Raw genomic sequence first — 18758 nt, 5'->3', positions numbered from 1 at the left:
ATTAAGTGAAAAGAAAACTGTAATTGTTGGACTCGATTTAAGAAAACCTAAAATTTTTCAAGATTTTCATCTAGAAAATACAATTGGAGCTGTAAATTACCTAATTGGCCAAAAAACACTAGAAGAGGTTACTCAAAAAACGCCAATCCCTTTTTTAGATTTTATTCCATCAGGGCCTGTTCCTCCAAACCCGTCTGAGCTAATTATGGGAGAAACCATGAAAGAAATGTTAGATGAACTGAAGAAAAAATATGATTATATAATTTTAGATACACCGCCAATAGGTTTGGTTTCTGATGCACTAGAATTAACTCCATATTGTGATGCTACACTATATATAGTTAGACAAAATGTAACCAAAAAAGACATGTTAACTTTGGTTAATAATAAACACAAACGAGGTGAGGTAAGCAATATAAGTATTGTTTTTAATGGCTTCGAGAATAAAGCAAAATATGGCTATGACTATGGTTACGGTTATGGTTACGGTTACGGAACTTATGCAGATGGTTATCATGAAGTAGAAAAACCGACTAGCCCGATTATTAATTTTGTAAAAAAAATATTTAAGAAATAATCAATGCAATTATCAAAACTTAAAATACTCATAACCGGAGGAGCTGGGTTTATAGGATCTAATTTGTGTGAATATTTTTTAGATAAAGGACAAAACGTCGTCTGCTTAGATAATTTTGCAACAGGAAATCGTTATAATGTAGAGCATTTATTGAGCAATAAAAATTTCACATTAATGGAAGGTGATATTCGCAATTATTCCGATTGTCAGAAAGCATCATTGGGTATCGATTATGTATTGCATCAAGCTGCATTAGGTTCAGTGCCAAGATCTATAATTGATCCCATAACAACTAATGATGTTAATGTTTCTGGATTTCTTAATATTTTATCAGCAGCCAAAGAAGCAAATGTAAAAAGATTCATATACGCCGCTAGTTCATCAACTTATGGAGATTCTGAATCTTTACCAAAAATGGAAGACTTTATAGGTAAGCCACTTTCGCCATATGCTATTACAAAATATATAAACGAATTATACGCCGATATTTTTAGTAAAACATACGGAATAGAAACTATTGGATTAAGATATTTTAATGTTTTTGGAAGAAAACAAGACCCAAAAGGTGCTTACGCAGCAGTAATTCCAAAATTTGTTCAGCAATTCATAAATTATGAAAGCCCAGTGATAAACGGAGATGGGAATTACTCTCGCGATTTTACCTACATAGACAATGTTATTCAAATGAATGAATTGGCCATGTTTACTCAAAATCCTGAGGCTGTAAATACAGTTTTTAATACCGCTTTCGGAGATAGAACAACATTAAACGATTTAATAAAAAATTTGCAAACAGAATTGTCTCAATTTGATTCTAAAATTGCTGATGTAAAAATAATTTATGGGCCAAACCGCTCAGGAGACATTCCGCATTCATTGGCAAGTATAGATAAAGCAAAGAATCTATTGGGTTACAATCCAAAATTCTCTTTGAAAGAAGGGCTTAAGGAATCCGTAAAATGGTACTGGGAGAATTTAAAATAGTTAAATTACAATGAAAATAGCAGTTATAGGATTAGGATATGTAGGTTTACCATTAGCAAGATTATTCGCTACAAAATACGACGTGGTAGGTTTTGATATTAATGCTAAAAGAGTTTCCGAACTTAATTCTGGTTTAGATGCCACTTTAGAAATTAGTAAAGACTTATTACAATCCGTTTTAAAAGCAGAAAACACAAATGAAAATGGGTTGTTTTGTTCCACAAATATTGATGATATAAAAGATTGTAATTATTATGTAGTTACTGTTCCAACTCCAGTAGATAAAAATAATAAACCAGATTTAACACCACTTTACAAATCGAGCGAAGCAGTAGGAAAGGTTTTGAAAAAAGGAGATATTGTTATTTATGAATCAACAGTTTATCCGGGTGTTACCGAAGAAGAATGTGTGCCTGTTTTAGAGAAAGTAAGTGGATTGAAATTTAACGTCGATTTCTTTGCGGGTTATTCGCCAGAGCGCATCAATCCGGGTGATAAAGAACATACAGTCGAAAAAATACTAAAAGTAACTTCAGGGTCTACACCAGAAATTGGGATTAAAGTAAACGAATTATATAAATCGGTCATTACAGCAGGAACACATTTAGCCCCAACCATTAGAGTTGCCGAAGCAGCAAAAGTAATTGAAAATTCACAACGTGATATCAATATTGCTTTTGTAAATGAATTGGCTAAAATATTTAATGTTCTAGGAATAGATACCCAAGATGTTTTAGAAGCTGCAGGAACCAAGTGGAATTTTTTGCCATTCAAACCAGGATTAGTAGGAGGACATTGCATTGGTGTCGACCCTTATTATTTGGCACAAAAAGCACAAGAAATGGGTTATCACCCAGAAATTATTTTGGCAGGAAGACGACTCAATGATAGTATGGGCGAATATGTGGCTTCTCAAGTAGTGAAACTGATGAGCAAAAAACAAATTACTATCAATAATGCTGAGTTGTTAATGTTAGGAATAGCATTCAAAGAGAATTGCCCTGATGTCAGAAATACAAAAATTGTAGATGTAATTTCGTCATTAAAAGAATACGGAATAAACGTTACAATATATGATCCTTGGGTAAATCCTGCGGAAGTTTCACATGAATATAATTTGCAAACAACAAGAGATTTGCCAACAATTAAATTTGACACCATCGTTTTAGGAGTTGCGCACAATGAGTTTTTGTCTTTAGATTTTAAATCTTTACAAAAAGAAAATTCAATATTATATGATGTTAAAGGGATTTTAGGCAATCATGTCGACGGAAAACTTTAATTTTATAAACTTTTTATAATAATCTTATTAAATGAAAATAAATTCTATTTGTTGTATCGGAGCAGGTTATGTGGGAGGTCCTACTATGGCTGTGATTGCGCAAAAATGCCCAAATATAAAAGTTACTGTTGTCGATCTAAATGAGTCGAGAATTGCCGCTTGGAATGATATTAACCTAGAAAATTTACCAGTTTACGAACCAGGATTAGATAAAGTAGTTGGCGAAGCTCGTGGTCGAAACTTGTTTTTTTCGACCGAAGTCGAAAAAGCGATTGATGAAGCTCAAATGATTTTTATTTCAGTAAATACACCCACTAAAAATTACGGAGCAGGAAAAGGAATGGCTGCCGATTTAAAGTATATTGAATTGTGTGCGCGTCAAATTGCTCGTGTTTCTAAACAAGATAAAATTGTTGTCGAAAAATCGACTTTGCCAGTTCGAACTGCAGAAGCCATCAAAAACATATTAGATCATACAGGGAATGGAGTTCAGTTTCAAATACTTTCAAATCCAGAATTTTTAGCAGAAGGAACTGCGGTAACAGATTTACACAATCCCGATCGTGTGCTTATAGGTGGTGAAGATTCAGAAGCGATTAAATCCTTGGTAGATATTTATTCAAATTGGGTTCCCGTAGAAAAAATATTAACCACTAATGTTTGGTCTTCAGAATTGTCTAAACTAACAGCTAATGCTTTTTTAGCACAAAGAGTATCATCAATAAATGCAATATCAGAACTCTGTGAAAAAACAGGTGCTGATGTTTCGGAAGTATCCAAAGCTATCGGAATGGATGCCAGAATAGGTTCAAAATTTCTAAAAGCCTCCGTTGGTTTTGGGGGTTCTTGTTTTCAAAAAGACATTCTAAATCTCGTTTATATTGCAAAATCGTATGGTTTGCATGAAGTTGCCGATTATTGGGAACAAGTGGTTATTATGAATGACCATCAGAAAAATCGTTTTTCTAGAAATATTGTACAAACATTATACAATACCATTTCGGGGAAAAAGATAACGCTTTTGGGTTGGGCCTTCAAGAAAGATACTAATGATACCAGGGAATCTGCGGCTATAAATATTGCTCAGAATCTAATTGCAGAACAGGCAAAAATTACTGTTTATGATCCTAAAGTTTCTGAAAAACAGATAAATGAGGATTTAATTAATTTAGATGAAAATCAACTTAAATTAGTACAAGTAAATCAAGATCCATACGAAGCATGTCATCAATCTCACGCCATTGCAGTTCTGACTGAATGGGACGAATTTAATACTTACGATTGGCAAAAAATATATGATAATATGCTAAAACCAGCCTTTGTTTTCGATGGGAGAAATCTTCTAGACAAAAAACAGATGACAGAAATAGGATTTACTTATATTGCAGTAGGAAGTTCAAATTTATAAAAAAATGAAAAATATATTAATTACAGGAGGGGCAGGATTTATTGGCTCACACGTTGTTAGAAGATTTGTGCAAAATTATCCAAATTATCATATTTATAATTTAGATGCTTTGACATATGCAGGAAATTTAGAGAATATAAAAGATATCGAAAACTACTCCAATTATACTTTCGTAAAAGGAGATATTGTCGATGAAAGTTTTATAAACGATTTGTTTGCAAAATATAATTTTGTAGGTGTTTTGCATTTGGCGGCCGAATCTCATGTAGATAGATCGATAGAAGATCCATTATCTTTTGTAAAAACAAATGTTATTGGAACAATGAATTTGCTAAATGCTGCTAAAAACCTTTGGAAAGGAAATATGGAAGGCAAACGCTTTTACCATATTTCTACTGATGAGGTTTATGGTTCACTTGGAGCCGAAGGTTTGTTTGCTGAAACCACTTCGTATGATCCAAATTCTCCATATTCTGCTTCAAAAGCAAGTTCGGATCATTTTGTAAGAGCTTATGGCGAAACTTACGGTTTGCCTTTTGTGTTGACTAACTGTTCGAACAATTACGGTCCTTTTCATTTTCCAGAAAAATTAATTCCGTTATTCATCAATAATATTATCAATAATAAACCGCTACCAGTTTATGGTGATGGAAATTATACACGCGATTGGTTGTTTGTAAAAGATCACGCTCTTGCTATCGATTTGGTTTTTCATGAAGGAAAAAATCATGAAACTTATAATATTGGCGGTTTTAATGAATGGAAAAATATTGATTTGGTTAAATTACTTTGCAAAGTAATGGACGAAAAATTAGGTCGTTCAGAAGGCGAATCATCAAAATTAATCACTTACGTAAAAGACCGTCCGGGTCACGATTTGCGTTATGCAATTGATGCTTCCAAAATCAATACCGAATTGGGTTGGAAGCCAATCGTAACTTTTGAAGAAGGATTAGAACAAACCATCGATTGGTATTTAAGTAATACCGATTGGTTAAACAATGTGACTTCGGGAGAGTACGCCAACTACTATAAGAAACAATATAACTAGACTATCTTAGACTTCTTAGATTTTTAGACCATTTAGTAGAATGGTGTCTAAAAATCTAAGAAGTCTAAAAATCTAAGAAGTCTAAAAATCTAAATTATGAAAGGAATAATACTAGCAGGTGGTTCAGGAACAAGATTGCATCCACTAACACAAGTAGTGTCAAAACAATTGTTACCAATTTATGACAAACCGATGATTTATTACCCGTTATCGGTATTAATGTTAGCAGGAATAAAAGAAATTTTAATCATATCAACACCACAAGATTTACCCAATTTCCGACGATTGTTTGGCGACGGAAGCCAAATAGGATTGAAACTTTCGTATATAGAACAACCATCTCCTGACGGATTAGCACAAGCATTTATACTTGGCGAAGGATTTATAGGCGACGATGATGTATGTTTAGTACTTGGAGATAACATTTTTTATGGGTCTGGCTTGCAAACCTTACTAAATAATGCCGTAGAAATTGTAACCAATAAAAAAGAAGCAACCGTTTTCGGATATTATGTAGATGATCCAGAGCGTTACGGAGTAGCAGAGTTTTCTGAAGACGGGAAAGTATTAAGCATTGAAGAAAAACCCGAAAACCCAAAATCTAATTTTGCGGTAATAGGTTTGTATTTTTACCCAAATTCGGTAGTAAATATTGCAAAAAATGTAAGACCATCACATCGTGGAGAGCTTGAAATTACAACCGTAAACCAAGAATATCTGGAAGATAAAAAACTAAATTTGCAACTGATGGGTCGTGGATTTGCATGGCTTGACACAGGAACACACGAATCACTTACTGAAGCAACTGAATTTGTAAAAGCAGTAGAAAAACGAACAGGACTAAAAATTGCGTGTATAGAAGAAGTCGCATACAGAAAAGGCTTTATAAATAAGGAACAATTTGTAAATACCGCTACTAGTTTAGGTAAAAGCAGTTATGCAGATTATTTAAGAAAAATTTCTAAATAAAACGATTTTGTTTAAATCAAATAGTATGGAAACTTTTATAATAGATTTGCCAAAAATTCAAGACGAAAGAGGAAATTTAACTTTTCTTCAGTATCCTAGTCAAATTCCTTTTAATATTCAAAGAGTTTTCTGGACATATGATGTACCAGGAGGAGGAATTAGAGGGGGACACGCATATTTAAAACAACATGAAATTGTAATTGCTCTTAGTGGAAGTTTTGATGTTGTTGTTACAAATCCAGACGGGACAACAACAAAATTTTCTTTAAACAGAAGCTACTATGGTTTATATTTACCACCAAAAACATGGAGGCATATAGAAAACTTTTGTACAAATGCGTTAGCATTACATGTTTCTAGTGAGGTTTTTTCAGAGGAGGATTATATAAGAGATTTCGAAATATTAAAAGAATTTTAATATGATTAAAATAGCAAGTGTTTTCGAATGTAATATCATTCATTTGAGTAAAATAGGTGATAGAAACGGGCATATAACATCTATAAATAGTGCTATTGATTTTCCATTTCCTATTAAAAGAATTTTTTACCTTTATGATATTCCAGGAGGAGAATCAAGAGGAGCTCATGCCCATAAAGAATGTCATCAGTTTTTAATTGCTACCAGTGGTAGCTACGAAGTTCTTTTAGACGACGGTAAGACTAAGCGACAAGTTTTACTAAATAGACCCGATATAGGTTTACATATTCCACCAGGTATTTGGGCTTCAGAAATTAATTTTTCTGCAGGAAGTATATGTTTAGTATTAGCTTCACATGAATATGCAGAAGATGATTATATAAGAAGTTATGAAGATTACTTAAAAAATATAAAATAAATAAAATATTATGATTATAATAACCGGAGCATCTAAAGGAATTGGTAAATATTTGTGCGAAGAATATGCAAAAAAAAATGAAACTATTATTGCAATATATAATTCAACTAAAATAGATATAATAAATAAAAATATTAAGAGTTACCAATTAAACACAACAAAACATGCAGATGTTTTAGATTTAATTGAAAGCGTAAAACCGGAATTAAAAAACATTACATTAATAAATTGTGCTGGAATAAATTATAACTCATTTGCACACAAGGCGGATATACAAAAATGGGCTGAAGTGATACAAGTAAACTTAATAGGCACTTTTAATATGATAAGTTCTTTACTTCCTATAATGAGAGAACAGTCTTTTGGAAGAATCATTAATTTTGGTTCGGTAGTTGCAGAAATGCCTTCGCCAGGAATTAGCGCATATGCAGCCTCAAAATCGGCACTTTTTGGAATGTCTAAATCTATTGCCGTAGAAAATGCAACAAAAGGAATAACTATAAACACAGTAAATTTAGGCTATTCAGAATTAGGAATGATTAGCGAAGTGCCCGATAAATTTTTAGAAGAAATAACAAAACGAATTCCTTCAAACAAACTTTGTAAACCTTCAGACATATTTAATACAATTGAATATTTGCGGAATACAGAATATATAAACGGTGCACAAATTAATATAAACGGTGGAATTATATGATTTTAAAATTAATTAAAGCAAGAGAAGAAATACTATATCATTATTCTCAATATAGTTTTTTACCAAATGCTAATAAAGCAAAAATATTCAGCCACACTATTTTAAACGAAATAGAACATTTCTCAGAGGACGAAAACATAAAAAAAATCGAAATAGAACAAGACGGTTTTAATCACATTTTTTTTGTTAAATTTCTAGAGTGGGACACAAATTATTTTAACTTATCGACCTATAAGTTATTGTATGTTTTGTATGAACATAGAAATTATGCAATACTAAAAAAAGCAGTAAACAATTTTGTAAAGGAATTTTTTAATAAGAAAGGAACTTATTGTTTTTCTGAAATTCCAAGTGAAGATATTTTTACAATACAAGCTTTAAACGAAGCAGGATTTAAACTTGTAGAAAACAGACTAACCTACTATTTAGATCTAAATAAATATAATTATGAAAGATTTGCAGTACGATCTGCAAATAATAGTGACATAATAAATCTAAAAAGAGTAGCCAGAGAAATGAGAAATGATTATGATCGATTTCACGCGGAAACAATTTTTGATGTTAAAAAAGCCGATGAATTTTTAGCCACTTATATTGAAGAATCAATAAAAGGCTATTCTGATTATGTAATGGTCCCAGCCGAAAAAGGCATTCCATCAGATGCTTTTTTAACCGCAAATTATCAAAAAAAAGATTGGGAATATATAGATGAAAAAATTTCCAAAATGGTGCTATCAGCCGTATCTTCAGAGACATGCAAAGGATGGTATCTAAAATTAATTAGTGAAATGGCGTTTCATTTAAAATCGATTGGAGTAAATTATGCTTTTATGCATCCAGCAACAACAAACAGAGCAGTAATTCACACCTATGAAAAACTAGGGTGTAAGTACGGTAAATGTGTACATATATTAACCTATACGTTATGATTAAATTTTTAGACTTACAAAAAATAAATGAGCAATATGCAAAACAAATAAAGCAAGCAACGTCTGATGTAATAGACAGCGGTTGGTATTTGTTAGGAGAGCAAATAAATCAATTTGAAAAAGGATTAGTTCAGTTTCAAGAAGGAGGAAATGCAATTGCAGTAGCAAATGGATTAGATGCTTTGCGCTTAATTTTTAAAGCTTATCTAGAGACAGGAGTTATGCAAGAAAAAGACGAGGTTATTGTGCCAGCAAACACCTATATAGCATCAATACTTGCAATTACAGACAATAATCTAACACCGGTATTGGTCGAACCAGACTTGGAAAACTATAATTTAGACTTAAATCAAATAGAGAGCAAAATAACTTCAAAAACCAAAGCTATTATGGTAGTTCATTTATATGGAAGGGTTTGTTGGAGTGAGCAGCTAGAAAAATTAGCTGAAAAATATAATTTAAAAATAATAGAAGATAACGCTCAAGCAATTGGAGCAAGATGGAACGGAATAAGAACTGGTAATTTAGGAGATGCTGCTGGCTTTAGTTTTTACCCAGGAAAAAACTTAGGCGCTTTAGGCGATTCGGGTGCAGTTACAACAAAAAACCCTCAACTGTCACAAGTTATTAGAACTTTGGCAAACTATGGCTCATCAAAAAAATATGTTAACGATTATCAAGGGTTAAATAGTCGAATGGATGAAATTCAGGCCGCAATATTAAACGTAAAACTTCCTTATGTTGATATAGAAACAAGACGAAGACAAGAAATTGCAGCATATTATTTAAACAACATAAAAAACAAAAAAATAACTCTTCCAACAACAGGAAAATCAAACGAACATGTGTGGCATCTTTTTGTAATTTTAACAGAAAACCGCGACAAATTGCAAGCATATTTATTAGAAAATGAAATTCAAACCTTAATACATTATCCTATTCCGCCACATAAACAAAAATGCTACCCCGATTTTAATTCGTTATCATTACCAATAACAGAAAAAATACACAATCAAGTTATAAGTTTGCCAATTAGCCCAGTAATGGATGATTATGAAGTGCAAAAAGTGGTGGAGATTATAAATCAATTTTAACTATTTTGAGGCTAATAAAAACATCTTTTTTTTCTGCCATAATAACAATTATTAAAATTGCGTCAGGCTTTATAGCCAACAAAGCAGTTGCGATTTTTGCAGGAACCGCAGGGATAGCCGTTGTTGGAGCATTTACCAATTTTTTATCTATTTCATTGGTCTTTGCAAATGGCGCTATCAATACGGGAGTCATAAAATATGCCGCTGAAATTGATGAAGAAGTACAGCAAAAAAAACTATTTAGCACAGCTTTAAAAATAACAGTTTACTGCTCAATATTTATAGGCATTTTATTGTTGCTATTTGCCCCTTTTTGGTCTAGGCTAATTTTTACAAAAAACCTATACCCTGGACCAATTAGAGCACTAGGACTGGCTATCGTTTTTTATGCAATTAATGTTTTGTTAGTTTCAATTTTAAACGGATTAGGGCAAATTAAAACATATACAATCGTAAATGCTATTGGAAGTATTGTAGCACTGATAATGACGGTTTTATTAGTTTATTTTTATCAAATTCAAGGTGCTTTATACGCATTAGTTTTGTCGCAAGCAATTGTTTTTTTTGTAACATTAGCCATCTTGTTAAAAGAAAAATGGATTGGTTTTTCCTATTTTAATCAAAAATTTGACATAGAAACGGCAAAAAAACTCAGCCATTACAGCTTAATGGCAGTCGTATCAGCAATGACAGTACCATTATCCCAAATAGTTATAAGAAACCACCTTATTGCAAATTTCGGAATCGACCTTACAGGTTGCTGGCAAGGAGTAGTTCGTATATCAGATGCCTACCTAATGCTAATTACAACATCTTTAGCCACCTATTTTTTACCTAAATTATCATCATTAAAAACAAATGTAGAATTAAGAAAAGAAATATTAAAAGGATATAAATTAATAATTCCATTTGTATTTATGGGGTGTTCATTCATATACTTTTTTAGAGCATTTATAATTAGTATATTGTTTACACCTGAATTTAAAACAATGGAGAACTATTTTTTTTGGCAATTAATAGGGGACTTTTTTAAAATGGCTTCCTGGATTCTAGCCTACATTATGCTAGCCAAAGCAATGACAAAAATGTATATTATAACAGAAATTTTATTTACCCTAATATATATTACTTTAGGGTTTTATTTAACAAGTATTTTTCAATTGCAAGGAATTGTAATGGCCTATGCAATAAATTACTTTTTGTATTTTATATTTATGATTGTTCTATTTAGAAAATTATTATTTAAAAATAATGAAATCACATAAGTTTTATATATAGTTTTATGAAAGTATTGTTAGTTGGAGAGTATAGTGGTTTGCATTTTAACCTTTACGAAGGCTTGTCTCAGTATAAATACTTGACTGTAGATTTGATGAGCGATGGCGACGGGTTTAAGGGTTTTGGCAGAAATATAGATATTAAAGGCTATACTACAAACAAAATTATGTACACAATAACTCGCGTTTTTAAAGAAATAGTTACCGTTTTGTTTTTGCCAAAATACGATATAATTCAAATAATAAATCCTTTGGTTTTTTCAAGGTTTGGTCCTTCACTTTTTCTTATGTTTTGCTTAAGAAAGAAAGCAAAAAAAATAGTACTTCTTGCAGTAGGGGATGATTATTATTATTGGAAATCATACAGGGAAAATAAATTTAATTATTCACCACACAAAGATATTCTTAAAATAGATAAAAAAACAAGTAAAGATGTTTGGGAGTCCAAAAGATTACAAATATTAAATAACTATGTGGTAAAAATTTGCGACGCTATTGTTCCAGGCGCATCAGACTATGTAGTAGGATATATTGGAAATGAAAAATTAAAAAGCATTATTAAATTTCCAATAAACATTGAAAAAATTATAATTCATAAAATAAATATAGAAAAAAACGACAGTAAAATTAAAATTTTGCACGGTGTTCAAAAAGGAAGAGAAGGTTTTAAAGGGACACATTATGTTGATCAAGCAATGAATGAAATTTTAAAAAAGCATTCAGAAACAGTAGAATATATAAGGCCAGTAAGTGTTCCGTTTAATGAATATATAAAATTGTTAGGCGAGGCAGATATTGTAATTGATCAGGTAAATTCGCTAGAAGCAGGAATGAACGGATTGTTTTCATTAGTTATGGGAAAAATTGTGGTAGGAGGAAATGAAGACATCCTAAACCTAAACCCCGAAATTAAATCGCCCGTATTCAATATCACACCCAATGTATCACATATTGTCGAAGTTATAGAAAAACTCATTGCTCGTAAAAATGAATTTAAAATACTTTCACAAAAATCACAAGAGTATGTAGAAAAAATACATTCACACATAAAAATAGCAAAGGAATTTAAAGAACTTTACCAAAAAATATAAACAATATGAGATTGTTAATTATTAGTATATTCATTTACTTTGTTAAAAATTTAAATTAATATTTGGTTATTTATTAGAAAAAAATACATGAAACTAGTTACAGTCGGAATCCCATTTTATAACACCGAAGCATATATAGAAAATTGTGTGCAATCGATTTTAAATCAGAGTTATAAAAACTTAGAAATAATACTTTTAGACGATGGCTCAAAAGACAACTCATTAGAAATAGTTAAAAAATTTAATGACCCAAGAATAAAAATAATTTCCGATGGTGAAAATAAAGGACTAATTTTTAGATTAAACCAATTAATAGATATAGCCAAAGGAGAATATTTTGCAAGAATGGATGCAGATGACGTTATGTTTCCCCAAAGGATACAAAAACAGTTAGAAATACTAGAAAAACAATCTAATGTAAATGTTGTACACTCTGACGCAGTAAGCATCGACGATAAAAACAAAATACTAGGATATAGAAACTCAGCCTCGATAAATACGCCACAAGATATTTTAGACAGAAAAGTCCCTATTCATCCCACTGTTTTTGCAAAAACAAGTTGGTTTAAAAAATACCATTATTCAAAACAATACCATTGGATAGAAGATTTTGAATTGTGGAATAGGTCATCTAAAGAAACTATTTTTTATAATATTAAAGAACCGTTGTTGTTTTATAGAGAAATAAGTCAAAATAATAGTAAAAAATTTTTAGCATCACTTCCTAGTAAGCGATTGTTTATGAAAGACTATAAATTACCATTTTCTTACTCATTAAACTTTATTTACATAAACTATTTAAAATTTATGTTTTATAAAATTCTAGAAATTCTAAATTTAGAAAACATTGCCATAAAACATCGTTTTAAAGTCATGGAAACTAAAGAGTATGAAAAATACAATACAATTCTTCATGACCAATGCATTACTAAATAAAGATTACAATTCTTCAAATTGAAGCAAATGGATTATCAAAATTATTATTTAATTACTTACCTTTTTTCTGCTTTTATAGCATTGTTTTTTGCAATAGATTATAGTCTCAAAAACAATAAAGGCGTAAATTCTAATATAATATTGGTATTGTTTTTTGTATTTAGTTACACATTGGTTTTTGGTTTTAGAGAATATTCAATAGGTTCAGATACAACTATGTATCTTGACGCTTTCAAGTATAATACTATTCAAGACGCAAAAGATGTTGGTTTTGCAGTTTTAGCAAAAGCAGTGTCTTTTTTTACAAACGAAAGGGGCTACTTTATCATTATAGCGTTTTTATACACTTCAATTTTAGGACTAGCATTTTATTATTTTGAAAAAACTAAAATGTATCTTTTGTTTTTTACTTTTACCAGTATGTTTTTCTTCGAGTCATTTGGTATCAATGTTGTTCGTCACGGCCTAGCATCAGTATTATTGTTGCTGTCTATAGTTTTGTTTTTAAATAAAAAAAATATAAAAGCAAGTATTGCCATATTATTGGCGGTTTCATTTCACGCCTCTATTGTTACTCCCTTCCTGTTTTGGCTTGTTACTAAAAAAATAACATCAATAAGATTTGTTTTTGCAATTTTTTTCGGAACTATTGTATTATCTTATTTAGGGTTTGGTATTAATTCAATAACTGATGTAATTCCTGTACTTAATATGTTTTTCAAAGACCGTTTTGATAGCTATTTTGATATGCCAGATTGGTTAGATTATACCATTGGTTTTAAATTGTCTTTCGTGTTGTTTAATTTGTTTTTTGCAATACTCGGTTATAAAATACATAATAATTTTTCGGATTTAATCGAGCAAAAAAAATATTTAAGATTTTTAAATAGTTATTTGCTCAGTAGTTCTTTCTTTTTTATGAGTTTTTATGTCGCTTTTTCTGATAGAGTAGGTGCTTTATCTTGGATTTTTATACCATTCTTACTAGAGCCATTATTAGATAAGCAACGCTATAAGTATGGGGCAATAGTTTCAGTTGTATTGTGTTTTTTTATATTTGTTTTTTTCTATAATACAATTAGAACAGTTTAAGGAGTATAAATCATAAATTTGCATTATGAAAAAGAAAATTTGTTTTATTGTATCATCGCCATTAACAGCGAAAGCATTCCTTTTAAAGCATTTTGAAATGCTCTCTAAAGATTATGAAATTTCCCTTGTTGCTAATTTTGAAAACGAAGATTTAGCTGCCTATAAAGATTTACCACTAACAAATATTAAATCAATAAATATTCATAGATCTATAAATATAATTCAAGATGTAAAAGCTCTTTTTGACCTAATGAATTATTTAAAAAAAATGAATTTTGATGCCATACATACAGTTACTCCAAAAGCAGCTCTGTTAGGTATATTAGCAGGGAAATTGGTTGGGGTTAAAAATAGAATACACATATTTACAGGGCAGGTTTGGCATACTAAAACGGGATTGTTTAAAAAGATCTTAATGATCCTAGATAAAATAATTGTAAAATGTGCAACAATTATCTTAGTAGATGGTCAATCACAAAGAAAGTATTTAATTGATAACAAAATTGTTGAAGAAAATAACTCTTATGTATTAGGAAAAGGTTCTATTAGCGGAGTAGATACATCCAGATTTATTCCTGATGATGATTCTAGAACTCAAATGAGAAATATCCAGAATTTGCATAAAGATGAGATAGCTTTTATGTTCTTGGGGAGGTTTAATGTAGATAAAGGACTACTTGATTTAGCTCATGCTTTTAAAAAATTAAGAAAAGAAAATAACAATGTTAAATTACTTTTAGTTGGTTTTGATGAAGAAAATTTAGAATCTCAAATAAAAGAAATTATAAATGATGATGAAGCTATTATTTTTACAGGCCCTACGGCCAAACCACAAGACTATCTTCAAGCAGCAGATGTATTTTGTTTGCCAAGTTATCGTGAAGGATTTGGAACAAGTGTTATTGAAGCTTCGTTAATGAAACTACCAATAATTTGTAGTGATACCTACGGATTAATTGAAACCATTGTTGAGAATGAAACAGGTTTGCGACACAAGGTGGCAGACAGAGATTCTATCTATACTCAAATGAAAATTTTATCAGACAATGCAGACATGCGAAAAAATTATGGAGAAAATGGCTCGTGTTATGTAAAAAAATATTTTTCGGCAGAAATAATTTCACAAGAATGGGTAGCCTTTTATAAAAACACACTTTCTTAAAAAATAGTATAATATGAAAGTAGCCATTACAGGAGCCACAGGATTTATAGGTAAATTATTAGTTCAAAAACACCTTGATTTAGGTGATGAAGTAATTATTTTATCTAGAAAGGAAAAATCAAATATTGAGTTTTATGATAAAGTAAAGTTACATTATGGTGATTTGTCAGATGCGAATTCATTACAAAATTTTTTAAAAGATATTGATGTGTTGTATCATTGTGCGGCAGAAATTCGTGATGAATCTAAAATGAAATTAATCAATGTTAAAGGGACAAAAAACTTAATTAAAGCTGCTTCTGGAAATATAAAGCATTGGGTTCAGTTAAGTAGTGTGGGGGTTTATGGTCCAATCTATTCTGGGAATGTTAAGGAAGAACAACATTATGATCCAATAAATAAATATGAAAAAACAAAACTGGAATCAGATTTGTTAGTACTTGAAGCTAGTGAAAACAGCAACTTTACTTATACACTTGTAAGACCTTCCAATGTTTTTGGTTCAGAAATGAGAAACGAATCACTTTTTCAATTAATAAAAACTATCGAAAAAGGCTTTTATGTTTTTGTAGGATCTAAAGGAGCTTCGGCAAACTATGTCCCAGTCGAAAATGTTATTGAAGCAATTTATTTATCAGGAACTCAGCTAAATGCAAAAAATCAAATTTATATCGTTTCTAGCTGGACAACAATTGAGATTTTTATAAGCAATATAGCTAAAACGCTCGGTAAGTCAGGACCTAAGATAAGAATACCAATTGTCATAATAATGGTAATAGCAAAAGTAACCTCTTTTATACCTAAAAATCCGCTTACAGTTGCAAGAGTAAATGCACTAAGTAATAGAACAGTTTATGTTACTTCTAAAATAGAAAAAGAACTCGGTTATAAGCCAATTGAAAGTGTAGAAACAGGAATTGTAAGGCTGGTTGAAAATTATAAAAAACAAAATAATAAGAATGTATAAAACTATTGTTAAACCACTATTCGACTTTATATCTGCTCTCTTAGGATTGCTGGTTTTTCTGCCGTTTTTTTTAATTATATATTTCTTGTTAAAGATAGCAAATAAAGGAAAAGTTTTTTTTATTCAAGAAAGGCCAGGTAAAGACGGGAAAATATTTAAAATTATAAAATTTAAAACAATGACCGATGCGAAGGATAGTAATGGTAAGTTACTTTCAGACGCAGAAAGATTAACAAAAATTGGAACTTTTGTACGCAAAACATCATTAGATGAAATACCACAATTATTAAATGTATTAAAAGGAGATATGAGTTTGATAGGGCCAAGGCCTTTGTTGACTAATTATTTACATTTGTATAATGATTTTCAAAACAGACGTCACGAAGTAAAACCTGGAATAACAGGTTGGGCACAAGTAAATGGTCGCAACGCTATATCTTGGGACAAAAAATTCGAATTAGATGTTTGGTATGTAGATCATTGTTCTTTTTTAGTAGATGTAAAAATATTATCTAAAACGTTACTAAAAGTAATAAAAAAAGAAGGCATAAATGCAGCAAATGCAGCAACAATAGAACCGTTCAATGGAGAATAATATAGTTTTATACGGAGCAAGCGGACATTGTAAAGTTATTATTGATATTTTGCAATCTAACAATCAAGTTATAGATGCTATAATTGACGATGCACCAAAAATAAATTTCATTCTTGGATTAATTATTTTAAATTCGAGTGAGTTTCATTTTTCAAATACTCAAAATATGATTTTGTCTATTGGGAATAACAAAGTAAGAAAAAAATTAGCGAGTAAATTAACTGCTAACTTTGTAACTGCGATTCATCCAAAAGCCATTGTTTCAAATGATGTTATTATTGGTAAAGGAACGGTGGTGATGGCCGGTGCGATAATTAATCCAGATGCAAAAATAGGTAGTCATTGTATTGTGAATACAGGTGCGGTTGTAGAGCATGATTGTGTTGTTGCGGATTTTGCGCACATATCTCCAAACGCTTCATTAGCAGGAGGTGTTTTTGTAGGAGAAGGTTCACAAATAGGAATAGGTGCGACGGTAATACAAGGGATAAAAATTGGTAAATGGGTTACCGTTGGGGCAGGTTCGGTTATTATAAATGATGTGCCAGATTTCTCAGTAATAGTTGGTAATCCAGGTAGAATAATAAAAGTAAACGGAAATGAATAATTCAAAAATATGGCTATCTTCACCTCATATGGGAGGAAATGAACAAAATTTTGTAAACGAAGCCTTCAATACAAATTGGGTTGCGCCATTAGGTCCAAACGTAACTGGTTTCGAACAAGATTTAGAGCAATACATAGATCAAAATTCTCATGTGGTTGCGTTAAGCTCAGGAACAGGAGCTTTGCATTTAGGCTTGATTTTATTAGGGGTTAAGGCTAGGGACGAAGTTATTTGTCAGAGTATGACATTTTCAGCATCGGCAAATCCTATAATGTATTTAGGAGCCACTCCAGTTTTTATAGATAGCGAATTGGATACATGGAATATGTGTCCCATAGCCCTTGAAGAAGCTATTGTTGATAGAGTGGCAAAAGGTAAAAAACCAAAAGCAATCATAGCAGTTCATCTTTACGGAATGCCATATAAAGTTGATGAAATTCAAATCCTATCAAATAAATATGATATTCCAATACTTGAAGACAGTGCAGAAGCATTAGGGAGTGAATATAAAGGGCAAAAATGTGGGACTTTTGGTGAAATAAGCGCTTTGTCTTTCAATGGGAATAAAATTATAACCACTTCAGGCGGTGGTGCGTTAGTCGCTAAAAATGAAAAAATAAAAGAGCGGGCTCTTTTTTTAGCCACGCAAGCACGTGACAATGCACCGCATTATCAGCATAGTGAGGTGGGTTATAATTATCGTATGAGTAATATTTGCGCAGGAATTGGCCGAGGACAAATGCAAGTTTTAGACAAACATGTAGGTTTTAGACGAGGAATGCATCAGCTGTATGTTGATACTTTTTCAACTATTGCCGGTGTTACAGTTTTTTCTGAACCCAATTCCGATTACTTTTCTAACCATTGGTTAAGCGCCATAATAATAAATCCTGAAAAAACAAACGGTAAAACCAGAGAAGACTTTCGACTGGTGCTGGAAAAAGCCAATATTGAAAGTCGACCTTTGTGGAAGCCAATGCATTTGCAACCTATTTTTGAATCCTTCCCATACTACGGAAATAAAGTTTCGGAAGAATTATTTGAAAATGGATTGTGTTTACCTTCTGGTTCAAATCTAACAGAAGAAGAAAAAAAGAGAATAATTGCCCAAATCCAACTATTTTTTTAGTATTTTGCAACGCTTTTTGAAAGATAAAAACTCGAAATAAACTAGGTTTAAGGGATGTTTTGTCTTAAAAAAAAT

20 protein-coding genes are annotated in these 18758 nt (G+C 31.1%); all 20 read left to right on the top strand.

Features of this window, described 5'->3' with window-relative positions:
- The coding region (locus tag ACH2BP_RS10700; protein WP_395059725.1) for a tyrosine-protein kinase family protein at positions 1–577 on the top strand (577 nt) is incomplete at its 5' end.
- A gap of 3 nt (positions 578–580) precedes the next feature.
- Complete coding sequence (locus ACH2BP_RS10695; protein WP_395059723.1) at positions 581–1561, top strand: SDR family oxidoreductase; 981 nt, start codon at positions 581–583, stop codon at positions 1559–1561.
- A gap of 10 nt (positions 1562–1571) precedes the next feature.
- On the top strand, positions 1572–2843 hold the full coding sequence (locus tag ACH2BP_RS10690; protein ID WP_395059721.1) for a nucleotide sugar dehydrogenase: 1272 nt from the start codon (positions 1572–1574) through the stop codon (positions 2841–2843).
- Positions 2844–2874: 31 nt separating this feature from the next.
- Positions 2875–4251 (top strand): UDP-glucose 6-dehydrogenase, encoded by a 1377-nt coding sequence (locus tag ACH2BP_RS10685; RefSeq protein ID WP_395059719.1) that lies wholly within the window; start codon positions 2875–2877, stop codon positions 4249–4251.
- Positions 4252–4255: 4 nt separating this feature from the next.
- Positions 4256–5302 (top strand): dTDP-glucose 4,6-dehydratase, encoded by a 1047-nt coding sequence (gene rfbB / locus ACH2BP_RS10680; RefSeq protein WP_395059717.1) that lies wholly within the window; start codon positions 4256–4258, stop codon positions 5300–5302.
- 96 nt (positions 5303–5398) lie between these two features.
- Positions 5399–6271, top strand: a complete 873-nt coding sequence (gene rfbA / locus ACH2BP_RS10675; RefSeq protein WP_395059715.1) for a glucose-1-phosphate thymidylyltransferase RfbA — start codon at positions 5399–5401, stop codon at positions 6269–6271.
- Positions 6272–6296: 25 nt separating this feature from the next.
- On the top strand, positions 6297–6689 hold the full coding sequence (locus ACH2BP_RS10670; protein WP_395059713.1) for a sugar 3,4-ketoisomerase: 393 nt from the start codon (positions 6297–6299) through the stop codon (positions 6687–6689).
- Between the two features lies 1 nt (position 6690).
- Positions 6691–7107 (top strand): sugar 3,4-ketoisomerase, encoded by a 417-nt coding sequence (locus tag ACH2BP_RS10665; protein WP_395059711.1) that lies wholly within the window; start codon positions 6691–6693, stop codon positions 7105–7107.
- 10 nt (positions 7108–7117) lie between these two features.
- The gene (locus ACH2BP_RS10660) at positions 7118–7804 is read left to right on the top strand and encodes an SDR family NAD(P)-dependent oxidoreductase (protein WP_395059709.1); all 687 of its coding nucleotides are present in this window, start codon (positions 7118–7120) and stop codon (positions 7802–7804) included.
- On the top strand, positions 7801–8733 hold the full coding sequence (locus ACH2BP_RS10655; protein ID WP_395059707.1) for a hypothetical protein: 933 nt from the start codon (positions 7801–7803) through the stop codon (positions 8731–8733). Before ACH2BP_RS10660 ends, ACH2BP_RS10655 begins: the two co-directional genes overlap by 4 nt.
- Complete coding sequence (locus ACH2BP_RS10650) at positions 8730–9827, top strand: DegT/DnrJ/EryC1/StrS family aminotransferase (RefSeq protein ID WP_395059705.1); 1098 nt, start codon at positions 8730–8732, stop codon at positions 9825–9827. The genes ACH2BP_RS10655 and ACH2BP_RS10650 overlap by 4 nt, the downstream gene beginning before the upstream one ends.
- Positions 9828–9832: 5 nt before the next feature.
- Complete coding sequence (locus ACH2BP_RS10645) at positions 9833–11092, top strand: O-antigen translocase (RefSeq protein ID WP_395059703.1); 1260 nt, start codon at positions 9833–9835, stop codon at positions 11090–11092.
- A gap of 17 nt (positions 11093–11109) precedes the next feature.
- Entirely contained in the window at positions 11110–12195 is a 1086-nt protein-coding gene (locus ACH2BP_RS10640) for a glycosyltransferase (RefSeq protein WP_395059701.1), read from the top strand.
- An 87-nt stretch (positions 12196–12282) separates the two neighbouring features.
- Entirely contained in the window at positions 12283–13131 is an 849-nt protein-coding gene (locus tag ACH2BP_RS10635; protein WP_395059699.1) for a glycosyltransferase family 2 protein, read from the top strand.
- 27 nt (positions 13132–13158) lie between these two features.
- On the top strand, positions 13159–14223 hold the full coding sequence (locus tag ACH2BP_RS10630) for an EpsG family protein (protein ID WP_395059697.1): 1065 nt from the start codon (positions 13159–13161) through the stop codon (positions 14221–14223).
- 25 nt (positions 14224–14248) lie between these two features.
- A complete protein-coding gene (locus ACH2BP_RS10625; RefSeq protein ID WP_395059695.1) occupies positions 14249–15385 on the top strand; it encodes a glycosyltransferase in 1137 nt (378 codons plus the stop codon).
- Between the two features lie 13 nt (positions 15386–15398).
- On the top strand, positions 15399–16352 hold the full coding sequence (locus tag ACH2BP_RS10620; protein WP_395059693.1) for an NAD-dependent epimerase/dehydratase family protein: 954 nt from the start codon (positions 15399–15401) through the stop codon (positions 16350–16352).
- Positions 16345–16947, top strand: a complete 603-nt coding sequence (locus tag ACH2BP_RS10615) for a sugar transferase (RefSeq protein WP_395059691.1) — start codon at positions 16345–16347, stop codon at positions 16945–16947. The genes ACH2BP_RS10620 and ACH2BP_RS10615 overlap by 8 nt, the downstream gene beginning before the upstream one ends.
- The gene (locus tag ACH2BP_RS10610; RefSeq protein WP_395059689.1) at positions 16937–17554 is read left to right on the top strand and encodes an acetyltransferase; all 618 of its coding nucleotides are present in this window, start codon (positions 16937–16939) and stop codon (positions 17552–17554) included. Before ACH2BP_RS10615 ends, ACH2BP_RS10610 begins: the two co-directional genes overlap by 11 nt.
- Positions 17547–18683, top strand: coding sequence for a DegT/DnrJ/EryC1/StrS family aminotransferase (locus ACH2BP_RS10605; protein ID WP_395059687.1), 1137 nt, complete (start codon positions 17547–17549; stop codon positions 18681–18683). The genes ACH2BP_RS10610 and ACH2BP_RS10605 overlap by 8 nt, the downstream gene beginning before the upstream one ends.
- Positions 18684–18758 lie beyond the last annotated feature (75 nt).

Source organism: Flavobacterium sp., from assembly GCF_043756175.1.
Taxonomy (GTDB): domain Bacteria; phylum Bacteroidota; class Bacteroidia; order Flavobacteriales; family Flavobacteriaceae; genus Flavobacterium.
This window is presented reverse-complemented; position numbering and strand designations above follow the sequence as displayed.

What these genes read in the sequence shown, in the direction of transcription:
- ACH2BP_RS10665 (WP_395059711.1), top strand. Translation starts at nt 6,691, where the DNA reads ATGATTAAAATAGCAAGTGTTTTCGAATGTAATATCATTCATTTGAGT.
- ACH2BP_RS10630 (WP_395059697.1), top strand. Translation starts at nt 13,159, where the DNA reads ATGGATTATCAAAATTATTATTTAATTACTTACCTTTTTTCTGCTTTT.
- ACH2BP_RS10655 (WP_395059707.1), top strand. Translation starts at nt 7,801, where the DNA reads ATGATTTTAAAATTAATTAAAGCAAGAGAAGAAATACTATATCATTAT.
- ACH2BP_RS10695 (WP_395059723.1), top strand. Translation starts at nt 581, where the DNA reads ATGCAATTATCAAAACTTAAAATACTCATAACCGGAGGAGCTGGGTTT.
- ACH2BP_RS10620 (WP_395059693.1), top strand. Translation starts at nt 15,399, where the DNA reads ATGAAAGTAGCCATTACAGGAGCCACAGGATTTATAGGTAAATTATTA.
- ACH2BP_RS10625 (WP_395059695.1), top strand. Translation starts at nt 14,249, where the DNA reads ATGAAAAAGAAAATTTGTTTTATTGTATCATCGCCATTAACAGCGAAA.
- ACH2BP_RS10685 (WP_395059719.1), top strand. Translation starts at nt 2,875, where the DNA reads ATGAAAATAAATTCTATTTGTTGTATCGGAGCAGGTTATGTGGGAGGT.
- ACH2BP_RS10635 (WP_395059699.1), top strand. Translation starts at nt 12,283, where the DNA reads ATGAAACTAGTTACAGTCGGAATCCCATTTTATAACACCGAAGCATAT.
- ACH2BP_RS10650 (WP_395059705.1), top strand. Translation starts at nt 8,730, where the DNA reads ATGATTAAATTTTTAGACTTACAAAAAATAAATGAGCAATATGCAAAA.
- ACH2BP_RS10610 (WP_395059689.1), top strand. Translation starts at nt 16,937, where the DNA reads ATGGAGAATAATATAGTTTTATACGGAGCAAGCGGACATTGTAAAGTT.
- ACH2BP_RS10615 (WP_395059691.1), top strand. Translation starts at nt 16,345, where the DNA reads ATGTATAAAACTATTGTTAAACCACTATTCGACTTTATATCTGCTCTC.
- ACH2BP_RS10605 (WP_395059687.1), top strand. Translation starts at nt 17,547, where the DNA reads ATGAATAATTCAAAAATATGGCTATCTTCACCTCATATGGGAGGAAAT.
- ACH2BP_RS10670 (WP_395059713.1), top strand. Translation starts at nt 6,297, where the DNA reads ATGGAAACTTTTATAATAGATTTGCCAAAAATTCAAGACGAAAGAGGA.
- ACH2BP_RS10640 (WP_395059701.1), top strand. Translation starts at nt 11,110, where the DNA reads ATGAAAGTATTGTTAGTTGGAGAGTATAGTGGTTTGCATTTTAACCTT.
- rfbA (WP_395059715.1), top strand. Translation starts at nt 5,399, where the DNA reads ATGAAAGGAATAATACTAGCAGGTGGTTCAGGAACAAGATTGCATCCA.
- rfbB (WP_395059717.1), top strand. Translation starts at nt 4,256, where the DNA reads ATGAAAAATATATTAATTACAGGAGGGGCAGGATTTATTGGCTCACAC.
- ACH2BP_RS10690 (WP_395059721.1), top strand. Translation starts at nt 1,572, where the DNA reads ATGAAAATAGCAGTTATAGGATTAGGATATGTAGGTTTACCATTAGCA.
- ACH2BP_RS10660 (WP_395059709.1), top strand. Translation starts at nt 7,118, where the DNA reads ATGATTATAATAACCGGAGCATCTAAAGGAATTGGTAAATATTTGTGC.